A 14,184-nucleotide genomic window follows, 5' to 3' on the forward strand; every position below is an offset into this window, starting at 1 on the left:
ATTATCTTTATTTTATCATTTCTTTAATTAAATCAAGCGCCACTTTGATTTCCTGAAGGATTTCTTTAGGAAAATCAGGAGCTTCTGCATGTTTTTTCAAATTATCTTCCCATTGTAAAGACATTTCCGATAATTTGAATAATCCAGCTGTACCAGCTGTACCCTTGAGTTTATGAATTATTTTTTTGAGTTCCTCTGAAGGATGATTACTTTCCGCTATTTTCAAATTTTCTTCAGAGGCCATTAACTCTTGTAACAAGATATTTAAAAATATCTTTTTGAATTCTTCATCTCCACCTACTTGTTCCTCAAGAATATCGAGATTCCAATGTTCGTCAAGCATTGGTTTCTGCTGGTTTTCATTTTCTATTTTATTTTTTACAAGATGTTTCTTTAACATTTCTAACAGATCAATCTGTCTTAAAGGCTTAGGCAAAAAGTCGTCCATTCCTGCTTCTAAGCATTTTTCTTTTTCACCAGAAACATTCCCTGCAGTAACCCCAATAATTAAAACCGTTGAATAACCAGGCAATAAACGAATCTCTTTCGTTGCCTGAATTCCATCCATAATAGGCATTTGAACATCCATCAAAATGAGGTCAAACTCTTCTAACTTACAAGCTTCCAACGCCTGCAAACCATCAACCTTTTCGGTAAGTTGAGCATCTGGCACGATGGTCTCTAACATTTTACGATTCAGCACCATATTTACCGGATTATCATCAACCAGTAATACATTGAGATGGGAAGGGAACAATGCTGAATGTCCAGTTTCTTTTGCCACAGTATGATGTACGGTAATGTTTTTTGAATTTTTGATAGCCCGTTTCAGGGTGTCATATAGCTCTTCACATTTCACAGGTTTTAGCAAGCGGAAGGAATTGGGATCTTCTTGAAAATACTCCAACACCTCAGATTCTTCGGAGGAGGTATGAAGTATCACTAGAGGTGCTGACTCCTCTTGCTCTTTGAAGAGTTGTTTGATTTTATCGATGGTTTCCAAGCCAGAAATAAACGGCATGTGATAATCCATTAAAATAATATCAAATCTTTCTCCTTTACTTAATATATCGAGTGCTTCGAATCCGTTGGAAGCTAATTTTGTATTGATCTTTTTGTAATTCAGCATGTGCTGAATGATTTTTCTGTTATTTTCATTATCATCTACCACCAATACACTTTGCAAAGGCAAACCTTCATTCTCCTCTACAGCATTTTCAAAATCGGCTTTTTCATAGGGAAGTTCTATATCAAAATAAAATACCGAACCTTTTCCCAATTCACTAATCAGGTTGAGTTTACTGCCCATATATTTTAGTAAATTGTTGGATATAGTAAGTCCCAATCCTGTACCACCAAAGCGTTTGCTCACAGAGCTGTCTTCTTGAGTAAATGCATCGAAAATTCTCTGTTGTTTATCTTCCGGGATTCCTATTCCTGTATCTCTTACTGCAAAACGAAGCGTAATATTCTGATCATCCAAGTGTAGTTTTTCAACTTTTAGCTCTATCTCTCCCTTTTCTGTAAATTTATTGGCGTTGCCCAATAAATTAATAAGCACTTGCTTAATGCGTGGCTCATCCATAAACAACATTTTCGGAAGCCCTTGCTCAACATTGAGAAGCAGTTCTATCTTTTTCTGTTGAGATTGATAGAGAATCACGTTCATCACTTGATTCAGCAACTTATAAATATTACATTTTTCAATAAACAGTTCCAATTTTCCAGATTCTATTTTTGAAAAATCGAGAATATCGGAAATAATGCTGAGTAAGGTTTCCCCAGATTCGTTTATATAATTAAGATACTGAGTTTGCATCTCATTAAGTGGCGTTTTGAGCAAAAGATCCGAGAATCCAATCACTCCATTGAGTGGAGTACGTATTTCGTGGCTCATGTTTGCCAGAAACTCAGACTTGGCCTTATTGGCAAGATCTGCTAATTCTTTGGCTTTTTTAAGTTCTTCATTGGCCTTTATCGTTGCTGTAATATTCTGTACGGTAACTATTACTCCGCCTGTAACCCCGTTAGAAATATACCAAGGGGAGGCTTCGAAATTATAATGTTGAGGTTCGGATGCCTCGTATAGTTGAAAGTAAAAATCTGCATCTTTATGGGCTTTACCTTCTAATGCTTCATAATATATTTTTTTTCTTTCCTCAGGTATATTGGGATAAAGATCGAAGATATGTTTCCCGATAATTTCCTTACCAGACATTTGAAACTCTTCGGCCCAGGTATTGCTTATCACCAAAAAGTTCAGGTCTTTATCAAACATGGCTACAGCGGTGGGAACATCATTCACAAAAGACTGAAGCATGGCTTCTTTTTTCGCAAGTTCAAAATAGGTTCTTTTGAAATTGTCTATATCCTGAATAATCCCAAACACTTTTGTACACACTCCATTTTCGAATTCGGGAATTCCTTTTACTCTTACCCATATTACATTTCCGTCTGCTTGTTTTAGCCGGAGTTCTTCATCATAAGCCATCCCTTCATTGACTACTTTATTGAACAGATAAGTAATGCGATCCTTATCTTCATCTACATAAAAGTCTATTGCTCTTTCCAAATCAGGCACATAATCCTGATCAACTTTGTGGATCTCCCTAGTATAGCGAGACCAAAAAATGGAATTTTTTTTAAGATTAATCTCCCATCCTCCTACTTGAGCAACCGCACTTGTCTGTTCCAGAATTTTCCGGGTGTAGATTAAATCTTTTTCCAGTGACATTCTATCCGTGACATTCAGCGCAGTACTCAACACATAAGGATTGCCTTTTTCATCTTCCTCCATCATATTATGATACATCCAAATGATTTCTTTACCTTCTTTTGTAAGCAGTAGCATATTGCCCTTATCTTCTTTATTCACCATCATCCGTTCCAAATACTGTTCCAAAAATGGCCAGTGCTCCTGTGGGATAAGGTCTTTTAAATTAAGTTTTTTTAATTCTTCATTGGAATAATTCAGCACTTCACAGCCCCTCTTATTCACCGCAAGAATATTGCCCTCCATATCATGGATACTCATTAGACCGATGGCATTATTGAAAAAACTCTTGAACCTCCTTTCAGAACTCTCTAGCTTTAAGTTTTCTTCTACCAATTGAGTAATATTCTTCCCAAAACAAAAAAACTCATTGTGTAGATGATTGCGTTTTAATTGCCACTCGATAATTACTTCTTCATCTTCAGCAATTTTGGTATTGGTTGTAAATAAGAATTCATCTATTTGATCCAGTTTTTTATTCGTCAGTGAAACTGCTTGCTCAACATTTAAAAGATCGATAAAACTTCGACCAATCTCTTGATTTTTCTTTAATTTAAAAGTATTTAAAAAAACTTGATTGAGATTTTTAAATTTAAAATTATTGTCCAGAACACAAATCAGATTATTGGTAATATTGAATATATTTTCGAAATATTCCGCGTGCAAATTTTGTTTCTTATTTATTAATATCCTAGTAATAGTCTTTCCTATCTTTTTAAGAAACTCCATTTGTTTTTCTGATAAAATATTGGGCTTATAATCCATAACACAAAGAGTCCCTAGCACAAAACCCTCATCGTCAACAAGCGGAAATCCCGCATAAAACCTAATTCCACTTTCAATAACAATATCCATAGACCTCGAATCCAACAAAGTGTCATTAATTATCAGTATTTCATTCGTTGCGATTACATATTGACATATTGTGTTCTTACGATCCACTGTATCAAGCTCAATTCCTACACAACTCTGTATACTCTGGGCTTGTTCTGTCATCGTAGCAATAAGGGATAGTGGACAATCCGCGACTAAACATGCGCCTTCTGCGAAAATATCCAATTCAGGATCTTTTTCTAAATTCAATAAATTTAGGAATTGCAACTTTTTTAATCTTTCTTCTTCATTATTAGGAATTTGATATTCTGGCATAATAATTAAACTTAATTACATGGGTTATTTAAAAATTAATAAGCATTGGAATTGTTGATCTAACAATAATTCAGAACTTAATCTCATAAGTTTCCAGAGTTTTTAACCACAAATGCTTTCTCTGTAAATATACAAAAAAAACAAGTCATAACTTACACTATAGTTTTTTAAATATTTATCTAACAATCTATGTCTAAGTACTCTTCATATAAAAAACATTACAAAAAAAACTAAACCCTGATTTTAAGTTCCAATGAAAAATAAAGTTTGATGAAAGCTGTTCGATAACGAATTTATCGCTAAGAAAAACGGCATGTTGCTTTAAAGAAAACACATCATTTGCCAAGAAAAAATCTAAAAGAGCTACTGATTTTGGTGTTCTTGAATGGGAATGATCTTGGATATTTTAGTCAATTCTTTTGTGAGATAGCAATTTCCGTTGTAGTGAAGTACCGGTTTTCTTTTATTCGCGCATAATTCCTGACTGATATAATCGTAGTGCATTACATAATCAATCATTAGTAGCAAAGGTTTTAGCATGAGATAAAAAACCTGCAAAAAGCTGAAGAAGTATTACATAAAACGATAAACAAAAAAAAGGATAAGATATCAATGGAAAAGAAGAGTGTAAAATTCTGGAATTGAATAATCAGCTCATTGATGAATGTCTAGGAAAGAAAATTAGTTTTTTCTCAATCATCGAAAAACATTATGAATAAAGACAATTGGGTTAATAAATGGTTCGATTTTAATACTCTTATCTCATTTTTTTGAATCATATTATGATATTTGTCTGTTTCTTTATTTAGAATAATTAAAAATAATTTTTACCTTTGCCTCATTATCAATAATAATTCTAAATAACCCATGAAGAAAATAATCATTTTTGCAGGCACGATGTCTGTTTTTTCCTTGAATGCCCAAGAACTAGATTCAGTAAACGAGAAAAATATCGATGAAATCATTTTGAACAGAATTTCAAAGAAAGATACCGAATCCAGCAACAAAATGCCAATCAAATTTATCGAGAATTCACAAGTTTATTCTTCTGTAGATAAAAGCGTTTTGGAACACCAGAACATTTTTACGGTAGACGAGGCATTCCGAAATGTCACAGGATTGCAGAAAATGTGGAACGCCACCAACCGATCCGGAGATGGCGGTGCCTATATTAATTTGAGAGGATTTATCGCATCCAACGGAATGAGAAACGGAATGGTTTCTCCTGTTTCGGGAACCATTGACGCAATAAATATTGAGAAATTAGAAGTTTTGAAAGGCCCATCCGGAACGATATTCGGGAGTAATGTTTCTTCTTACGGCGGAATTGTGAACAGGGTGACTAAGAAACCTTTTGATTATTTTAAAGGAAGCGCAACAGTTGCAGGTGGAAGCTACGATTATTATCGTGCACAAGCAGACATCAACGCACCACTGAATAAATCAAAATCGCTGTTGTTCCGTATCAATACGGCATATACTACAGAAGGAAACTTCCAGAATAAGGATGTACATAATACTTATTTTGCTTTCATTCCAAGTTTAACTTGGAAAATATCCGATAATGTAGATTTGAATGTAGAATATGAAGCTTTTGAAAACCGTAACCAAGGCGAACAAGGATTATTCTTTATTTTCTCACCATCCAAATATGGCTTCAAGGACATGCAGGATTTGGAAAATGCAGGTTTAAACTATAAAGAATCTTATGTAGGAAAAGACCTCTACAATACCGGTAGAAACAGAAACTTATTCGGACAATTGAATTATAGAATCAACGACAAAATAAAATCTACCACATTGGTAAGCAGCTCCTATAGCTACTCCAACGGTTTCAACCCTTATTTTTATTTAACCACAGCCAGCTATGCTCCAGATGGGACACCGCTTGGACTTTACCGCGGCGATCAATCTACCCGCGACAGCAAGCAAACCTACCTTCAATTACAGCAAAACTTTAATTTTGATTTCAATATCGGAACAATGAGAAACCGCCTTTTGGCTGGTGCCGATTACCTTAAAAATAAAAGCAACCAATTGTTTATTTTTGGAATACTCGATTTCGTACCCTTCACCAGAAACTATGATTACACAGGATTCAACGGGCAAACTGTAGGAGATTTCTACAATTCGGAAGCCGCTGGAAACTATCCCGACATAGGAGAGAAAAACACTTACAGTGCTTATGTTTCTGATGTTTTAACTATTGCAGACGGACTGAATGTGATGGCTTCTATACGATATGAAAGCAACGATTTTCAAGGTGGAAAAAAAGGAGCCAACGAAATTCAGCCTTATCAACAATCTGCTTTCTCACCAAAATTTGGTTTAGTGTATGAAATTGTAAAAAACAAGTTCTCAGCATTTGGAAATTACCAAAATAGCTTCAAAAGCAATGGGTATTATCTATCTGATGCTTCAGAAAATGTATCTCTTTCTGATCCTGAAACCGCTAACCAGTACGAAGTAGGTTTCAAAACTAATCTTCTTAACAGCCGCTTAAATGCTACTATTAGCTATTATGACATTAAAGTAAAAAATACACTACAAACCATTGGGTATACCACCTCATCGCTTGCTATACAAAACCAAGCTGGTGAACTGAAAAGCAAAGGTGTTGAATTGGAAGTAAACGCTTATTTAGTAAAAGGATTCTCTGTCATTGCAGGTCTTAGCTATAATGATAGCAAATACACCGAAACTTCTGACGCTTCAGTATTGAACAGAAGACCGAACACGGCTTCTTCTCCATGGTTGGCTAATTTCAATGCCAATTACCAGTTCCTTGACGGAACATTAAAAGGATTAGGATTTGGTTTCGGTGGAAACTATGCGAGTGCCAATCGAATTTTCAATACAACAACCGATGTGTTTGAATTGCCGAAATATTTCGTTTTGAACGGAAATGCATTTTATGACACTCCAAAATATAGAATTGCAGTAAATGTAGATAATTTTACCAACGAACATTACTGGATCGGCTACACTACCGCAAATGCACAGAAATTACTCAACGCAGTAGCAAGTTTCACCTACAAGTTTTAGAATTATTTTGCAATTATTCCTATTCTTAATTTTAATTTTCATTCAAAAGTTGGCAGTTTCGCACTGCCGGCTTTTTTAGCATATAAAAACATGATGAAGAAACTTCATAGCCGCCGTCAGGAAAAAGGAACCTCAAAACTCAAGAAATGGATTGGCAAGCTGCACCTATGGTTGGGCTTGGGAATTGGATTGATTGTTTTTATTGTGAGCATTACAGGTGCTTTACACGTTTTTAAAGAAGATATTCAATACGCTCTTCGCAAAGATTTTATCTATCATAACGAACCCAACATCCAAAACAAAAAAGTGCTTTCTCTAAAGGTATTGGAGGAAAAGGTAGAAGCACAAACTTCGGAGAAATACCCTATTCACTGGGTGGAAATTCCGCTGGACAAATCCAAATCCTATAAATTTTATTACTACGAACACGATCCAAAAGCATGGAACTTTTTTGATGAATATCCGGTTTATAAATCAGTTTATACCAATCCATTCACAGGAAAGGTACTGAAAATTCAGGACGAAAAAATAGAGTTCTTCACGATTGTAAAATCTATTCACTGGAGCTTTCTGCTTAAAAGCGAATGGGGAACTTATGTGGTGGGAATTCCGGTGCTGATCTTTTTGTTCATGCTTGTATCCGGAATTATCCTTTGGTGGCCTAAAAACAAATCTGCCAGAAAACAACGCATTTGGTTCCGTTGGAAAAACATCAAAAATTGGAAGCGCAAAAATTATGACCTGCACAGTATCTTGGGATTTTACAGCTCGTTTGTGGCTTTAATTGTTGCAATTACCGGATTATTTTACTCGTTTTTATGCATCCAAACCTTTATGTATTTTGTTTTTTCAGGGGGAGAAACCGCGCTGCCCGATCTGTCAAAATATGCAACTACTGCCCCCGCAACGATGCGCAACGAAAGTACTTTAGATAAAATGGCAATTCTAGTAGAACAACATTATCCCAATGCAAGCGCCTATTCTATTGATCTTGGCCATCCTCACATGGATGATCATGAACATGAGAATTTCACCATTTACATCCGTCATTTCGACGATCGCTATTGGAAATACAGCGAAATGATTTTCGATGAAAACTCTGGAAAATTATTGCTTAATCGACCTTACGACAAACGAAATTTGGGTGAGAAATATGTAGCTGCCAATTACGATATTCATGTAGGTGCAATTTTAGGTTTACCTGGGAAAATTCTTGCATTAGTTGTGAGCTTAATCTGTGCATCACTTCCTATAACCGGATTTCTGGTTTGGTGGGGTCGGCGAAGTAAGAATAAAAAAAAATTTAAAACAGTATAGAACATACAAGAATTCTTATTTAAAATCTGAGGTTCTAAAAATATTTTTCTAATTTTAAGTTACCAAAAGAGAAAAACCATAATTTTTCTCTTTTGGTACGTGCTAAAAATACCCATGAACCTAACTCTTATATTATGCAAAACAACCGTTTTCAGGATGAGAATAAAAGGCTTACCTACTATCAAAACGAGGTTTTGGTAGTATGTCCTGTATGTACAAAAAAAGCCGTTTCCAAAGCCGATACTGAAGCGAAAAAAGTACGGATGTATTGTGAAAACTGTGGCTATAATAAAGAAATTGCTGCCGAAGCTACTCTTTTTGGTATTACCGGAGATTGGATAATGGCAGCTCACCACTACTTCGGTGCCGAATTATGGCTGCAATTCCCTTTTAAAAATGAAGTATTTTGGAGTTATAATTATGAACATTTAGCTTATTTGGAGCAATATATTTCTGCCACGCTTCGCGAACATAAAGACCGCTCACATTTTACTTTGCTGGAGAAACTTCCCAAATTTTATCATGAAGCCAAAAACAGAGATGCATTACTGAAAATCATTAAAAAACTTAAAAATAAATAATGATCAGTCGCTAAAGCTTTTTTAAAGTAAACAGTGGACTCAACTATTTTATTGTAATGTAATAACAAATTAAACCTCATTTGCTCTCAAGCAAAATGTAAATCCTTTATTTCAGATAGGGGCTATTCCAAAAGATCCATGACACCATCACATAGGATAAAGTCCAATATATCAATCTCCTCCAAGTTTTGATACTGAATCTTATTTTCTTCTAGAAACATAAAAAAAGAGCTACAGAACACTGTAACCCTTTTGTTGTGGAGGATATCGGGATCGAACCGACCACCTTTAGACTGCCAGTCTAACGCTCTAGCCAGATGAGCTAATCCCCCTTTTCTTAAATTTTAGATTCTAAATTATAGATTTCAGATTCCAAAATTTAGATTGCAATAATACAAATTTTTATATTGAATTCTGAAGCTTCCTTAATATTTTTATGGGAGAAATCACGATTTATCAGTATTCTTTTTGGCTACCAAAGAGAAAATATGAGGAGCTTTGTTACCAAATTGCGGTATTCTGTACTTCCCTTTCTCGAATTCTTCGTTGTGTCGGAAACAAGCATACGGCGACCAATCATACTCCTGAAAATCCTCCAGCAAAAGGTTTTCCTTCAGCAAACTTCCGAGAACTTCTGAAGTCGGGTGATTCCACATCACATATTGCTGCACCAAATCGGCAGATTGGTCTGCATAAGTTCCTTCGTAGGTTTCTACGATTGGTTTTTCGTTGAAATAATTGTATTTTACATGGGTGAAATCATCGTTAAACATCCACACCACCGGATGAAATTCCACAAAAACCAATTTCCCGCCGGGTTTTAGAAAATGAGAAATCACTTGCGCCCATTTCTCCAAATCGGGAAGCCAACCGATGGTTCCGTAACTGGTGTACACGATGTCGAATTTTTGGTCTAAAACTTTCGGTAATTCATAGACATCAGAAACAAGAAATTGGGTATCTGTGTTACATTTCTTGGCTAAATCTCTTGCTGCTTCAATGGCTTTATCTGATAAATCGATACCTGTAACCTTCGCTCCCATCCTTGATAGCGAAATGGAATCTTGCCCAAAATGACACTGAAGATGAAGGATTTCTTTCCCAGCTACATCACCTAAAATATCTAGTTCTATGGAATTTAAAGAAGTTCTACCTTCAAGAAATTCATCCACAAAATAAAAATCCGATTTCAGATGCGGCTCCACTTTAGCGTTCCATGATTTTCGGTTGATATCGAGGTAATTTTCCATGATTGGTGTGTTGAATATTTATTTGAAAATAAACCAATACAAAATTACCCAAGCTAGGACAAAAAACAGCCCCGGATAAAGCACCGCCTTGAATGTGGCAGCATCTTTCTTCCAGAAATAGAGATAAATCAGATAAACAACAAGAACAACCGTAAGAATGGCAGGAAGCATTACAAAAGACATGGTAATAATTTTAGCAGGTGAATAATGAATAAAGGTAAGAATTTTTATTCTCTTTCAATCCTCGCTCTTTTTACTCCCTGAATCTCATTAGTTTTGCAAGAATTGTTCGATAGAAATCGTTTCCTGTTCGCTGTTCATAAGGTTTTTCACCGTAATATTTCCATCAGAAATTTCCTGTTCACCGAAGAAAACAAGATTCGGAATTCCTTTCTTTTCAGCGTACGCAAACTGTTTTTTGAGTTTGGCTGATTCTGGATAAAGCTCCGCAGAAATTCCTTTTTCTCTCAATTTAGCAATGATTTTCAAAGCTTCCACTGCTTCATTTTCACCATAATTAGCGAACAAAAACTTCACCGTATTTTCGGCATTTTCAGGGAAAAGCCCCAACTCTTCCATCACCAAATAAATTCGGTCGAGACCAAAAGAAATTCCGATACCCGGAATATTTTTCACCCCAAAAACCTCGGTAAGGTTGTTGTATCTTCCACCACCACCGATGGAACCCATTGCAACATCATTGGCTTTCACCTCAAAAATTGCTCCGGTGTAATAATCCAGTCCGCGAGCGAGAGTGATATCGAATTTTAAGTTCTCCGGAGAAATCCCCAAATCCAGACATTTAGTAAGCACAAATTCCAATTCTTCAACACCTTGAAGACCAATTTCGTTTCCTGTAAACTTCTCTTTCAATTGCAGAACATTTTCCAAAGCATCATCACTTTGGCTAAAGAGAAAATCCAGTTGATCGACGGATTTTTGGGAAATATTTTTCTCTAAAAGTTCTTTTACTACTCCTTCTTTTCCGATTTTATCGAGTTTATCTAGCGCAACGGTGAAGTCGATTAACTGTTCGGAAATTCCCGCAAATTCTGCCAATCCTGAAAGTATTTTCCTATTATTCAAATGAATGGTTACCGGGATTTTCAATTCACTAAACGATTTCAAATAAAGCTGAACCAGCTCCACTTCCTGCCACAAACTTTCGCTTCCTACCACATCGGCGTCGCATTGATAAAATTCTCTGAACCTCCCTTTTTGTGGACGATCAGCGCGCCAAACCGGCTGAATCTGATAACGCTTAAAAGGAAAAACCATTTGCCCGTGATTCATCGCTACAAACCTTGCGAAAGGTACCGTGAGATCGTATCGAAGCGCTTTTTCAGAGATTTGCGAGATCAGTTTCTGAGAGTTTTTGGCATTCCAATCTTCGTCTTTGGTTTTCGCTGCATAATCGCCAGAATTCAATATTTTAAATATAAGTCGGTCGCCTTCTTCCCCATATTTTCCAGTTAAAGTAGAAAGATTTTCAAAGCTGGGCGTTTCCAATGGCTGAAAACCAAATAGTTCGAAATTATTTTGTAATGTATTGATGATCAACCTTCTGTTGATAATTTCCTTTGCGGTAAAATCGCGAGTTCCTTTTGCTAAGCTTGGCTTCATGCTGGTTTGTAATACGTAATGATTAATAAGCAAAATCGGTTTGCTTTTGAGTCGCAAAATTAAGGAATTGGAAAGGATTTTTCATCACATAAAGCCGAAGAATGCACTCTACGGCTTTAATAAAATATATAGGAATTTGTGTTTTTGTGGTATTAAAGCGGAATTAAACAAGATTTTAGTACTCAAACCGATTCTACAATCTCAATGATTTCTTCACCATAATTTTCGATTTTATGTTTACCAAACCCTTTTATTTCAAGCAATTGTTCTTTTTTTCCAGGTTTGTATTTAGCGATGGAACGCAATTCCTGATTGGTCGCAATGAAATACACCGGAAGTTTCTGGTTTTTTGCTTTTTCGGTACGCCAAAGTTTTAGTGAATCGAGAATTTTTATTTCATCAGAGTTGAGTTCCGCGCCGTCTTCTAAAGTATATTTTTCTAGTTGGGAATCATTTAATACGATTTTAGGTTCTTCGTAATATAAAATTACCGACCAATAAGCTTCATCTTCTTGAACAAAAGCCGATTCGAATTTCACCACATTATTTTCGCGCAAAAAGCGATCCAGTGCGGCCTGATCTCTACCGATAAACTCATCGGACAATCTTACTTTTAAAACTTTTACTTTCATGATTTGTGAATTTTAAAATGAAAAAAATTGCTGCCAAAATCAATAATCCAAAAGACTTTGGCAGCATTGATTATTTACCGCCGAGAAGCACCAACTCATCTGCTCTTATTTCGGTAATGTAATGTTTGATTCCTTCTTTGTCGTCCCAACTTCTGTACACGATTTTGCCTTCTACCGCGATTTCCTTTCCTTTTTCTACATATTTTTCGACGATATCGACCAATTTTCCGTTAAAAACCAAATTGTGCCATTGGGTTTCTTCCACTTTTTCGCCGAGTGCGTTGGTGTAAAAATCGCTGGTTGCGAGACTTACTTTACCAATTCTTCCGTTTTCGAATTTTACGAATTCAACTTCTTTTCCTGTTCTACCGATCAAGGTAACTTTGTTTCTTAGTGACATGACTTTAAAATTTTTAATTAAACATTAGAAACGGGTCTCACTGATCTTCCCCGAATCTCTGTTGCAAAGTTTCACCGGTTGACAAAATTTAGTCGGTAACAAACTATTTAATATCGTTTGTAGTCGTTTGCATCAAATATGTAATTAAAAATCAGTTAATTAAAAATTCGCTCAACCTAGATTTTGTTACATCAAAACTTCCGTTTGTTCAGTATTTACCTTAAAGATTTAAATATATTTGTAAAAAAATAGCAGACAATGCAAGTAGTAAAAGTAGGTTTGTGCGCTTTTGGAATGAGTGGAAAAGTTTTTCACGCGCCATTTATAAAAGAACATTCCGGATTTATTTTATCCGCGGTGGTCGAAAGAAACAAACAAGAATCAAGAATACAATATCCCGAATCCACATTATACCGTTCTGTTGAAGAAATGTTGCAATCTGATGTCGATGTGGTGGTGGTGAATACGCCCGTTCAAACCCATTATGAATATGCAAAAATGGCTCTGAATGCCGGTAAAAATGTGATTATAGAAAAACCTTTTACCGTCAATGTTGCTGAAGCGCAAGAATTAGTGGAACTTGCCGAAGAAAAGAAACTGTTCTTAAGCGTTTTCCAAAACCGCAGATTCGATCGAGATTATCAGCAGGTTCAGAAAATTTTATCTGAAGGCTATTTAGGAAACATCAAAGAAGTAGAAATCCGGTTTGACCGCTTCCGTACTATTCCCGGCGCAAAAGCTCACAAAGAAGATCCCGCAAAACCGGGTTCCGGGAGCTTACATGATCTGGGCGCTCACCTCATCGATCAGGCGGTGCAACTTTTTGGTGTTCCTGAGAAGCTTTTTGCGGATGTATTTTCGATGAAAGGAAAAACATTTGCCAATGACTATTTCGAGATTTTACTCTATTATAAGAATGATTTACGAGTACGATTGAAATCCTCAGTTTTTAGCAAAGAAGCTCATTATGCTTACGCAATACATGGTGACAAAGGAAGTTTCTTACAAGAAAGAACCGATGAACAGGAAAGTGAATTGGCTGCAGGAGCAATTCCTGTTTTCGAGGAAGATTGGACAAAACCTTTAACAGAAAATGATGGGATTTTGAATTATTTAAATGAAAACTCAGAATCTGAAAGAATATTGACTAAAAGCGAACCTGGAAATTACATGAACTACTATCATCAAATATACGAACACATCGTTTTCCAGCAACCATTGCCCTCGCCCGGCGCCGAAATTATCATCAACATGAAACTGATCGAAGCAGCAGAAGAAAGTTCTCGAAATGAACGGGTAACACTAATTAAATAGGCCTACATAATACATAAACCACTATTTAGACAATAACCGCTAAGTTTTTTCTTAAGGACTAAATTATTACCTTTGGAAACTTAACCCATTTTTACCTTAA

11 protein-coding genes and 1 tRNA gene are annotated in these 14,184 nt (G+C 35.8%); 4 read left to right on the plus strand and 8 right to left on the minus strand.

All coding sequences use genetic code 11. The features are described 5' to 3' along the window. Positions 1 to 7 precede the first annotated feature (7 nt). Both NOV28_RS05795 and NOV28_RS05800 read right to left on the minus strand, forming a co-directional pair. Positions 8 to 3,922 carry a response regulator gene (locus NOV28_RS05795; protein WP_255928509.1) on the minus strand — a complete coding sequence of 1,305 codons (3,915 nt, stop codon included), beginning with the start codon at positions 3,920 to 3,922 and terminating at the stop codon, positions 8 to 10. 363 nt (positions 3,923 to 4,285) lie between these two features. Continuing rightward, positions 4,286 to 4,441: a hypothetical protein gene (locus NOV28_RS05800; RefSeq protein ID WP_255928511.1), complete on the minus strand. Its 156-nt coding sequence runs from the start codon at positions 4,439 to 4,441 to the stop codon at positions 4,286 to 4,288. Between the two features lie 348 nt (positions 4,442 to 4,789). Between NOV28_RS05800 and NOV28_RS05805 the strand changes: the two genes are divergently transcribed. The 3 genes from NOV28_RS05805 (at position 4,790) to NOV28_RS05815 (ending at position 8,865) form a co-directional block, all read left to right on the plus strand. Further along, on the plus strand, positions 4,790 to 6,967 hold the full coding sequence (locus NOV28_RS05805; RefSeq protein WP_255928513.1) for a TonB-dependent siderophore receptor: 2,178 nt from the start codon (positions 4,790 to 4,792) through the stop codon (positions 6,965 to 6,967). 93 nt (positions 6,968 to 7,060) lie between these two features. After that, positions 7,061 to 8,284, plus strand: coding sequence for a PepSY-associated TM helix domain-containing protein (locus tag NOV28_RS05810; protein WP_255928709.1), 1,224 nt, complete (start codon positions 7,061 to 7,063; stop codon positions 8,282 to 8,284). Between the two features lie 134 nt (positions 8,285 to 8,418). Next, positions 8,419 to 8,865, plus strand: a complete 447-nt coding sequence (locus tag NOV28_RS05815; protein ID WP_255928515.1) for a hypothetical protein — start codon at positions 8,419 to 8,421, stop codon at positions 8,863 to 8,865. 258 nt (positions 8,866 to 9,123) lie between these two features. On the opposite strand, the gene NOV28_RS05820 is transcribed toward NOV28_RS05815, so the two are convergent. The 6 genes from NOV28_RS05820 to NOV28_RS05845 form a co-directional block, all read right to left on the minus strand. Next, positions 9,124 to 9,197 (minus strand) — tRNA-Ala (locus NOV28_RS05820). A gap of 114 nt (positions 9,198 to 9,311) precedes the next feature. Beyond that, positions 9,312 to 10,115 carry a class I SAM-dependent methyltransferase gene (locus NOV28_RS05825; protein ID WP_255928517.1) on the minus strand — a complete coding sequence of 268 codons (804 nt, stop codon included), beginning with the start codon at positions 10,113 to 10,115 and terminating at the stop codon, positions 9,312 to 9,314. An 18-nt stretch (positions 10,116 to 10,133) separates the two neighbouring features. Beyond that, positions 10,134 to 10,298 carry a hypothetical protein gene (locus NOV28_RS05830; RefSeq protein WP_255928519.1) on the minus strand — a complete coding sequence of 55 codons (165 nt, stop codon included), beginning with the start codon at positions 10,296 to 10,298 and terminating at the stop codon, positions 10,134 to 10,136. Between the two features lie 87 nt (positions 10,299 to 10,385). Then, a complete protein-coding gene (gene hisS / locus NOV28_RS05835) occupies positions 10,386 to 11,738 on the minus strand; it encodes a histidine--tRNA ligase (RefSeq protein ID WP_255928521.1) in 1,353 nt (450 codons plus the stop codon). A gap of 182 nt (positions 11,739 to 11,920) precedes the next feature. Next, positions 11,921 to 12,370, minus strand: a complete 450-nt coding sequence (locus tag NOV28_RS05840) for an HRDC domain-containing protein (protein WP_255928523.1) — start codon at positions 12,368 to 12,370, stop codon at positions 11,921 to 11,923. A 70-nt stretch (positions 12,371 to 12,440) separates the two neighbouring features. After that, the gene (locus NOV28_RS05845; RefSeq protein ID WP_255928525.1) at positions 12,441 to 12,770 is read right to left on the minus strand and encodes a single-stranded DNA-binding protein; all 330 of its coding nucleotides are present in this window, start codon (positions 12,768 to 12,770) and stop codon (positions 12,441 to 12,443) included. A gap of 258 nt (positions 12,771 to 13,028) precedes the next feature. On the opposite strand from NOV28_RS05845, the gene NOV28_RS05850 reads away from it, so the two are divergent. Further along, a complete protein-coding gene (locus tag NOV28_RS05850; RefSeq protein ID WP_255928527.1) occupies positions 13,029 to 14,084 on the plus strand; it encodes a Gfo/Idh/MocA family oxidoreductase in 1,056 nt (351 codons plus the stop codon). Positions 14,085 to 14,184 lie beyond the last annotated feature (100 nt).

Origin of the sequence: Kaistella montana (genome assembly GCF_024436175.1) — a bacterium.
GTDB lineage: Bacteria > Bacteroidota > Bacteroidia > Flavobacteriales > Weeksellaceae > Kaistella > Kaistella montana.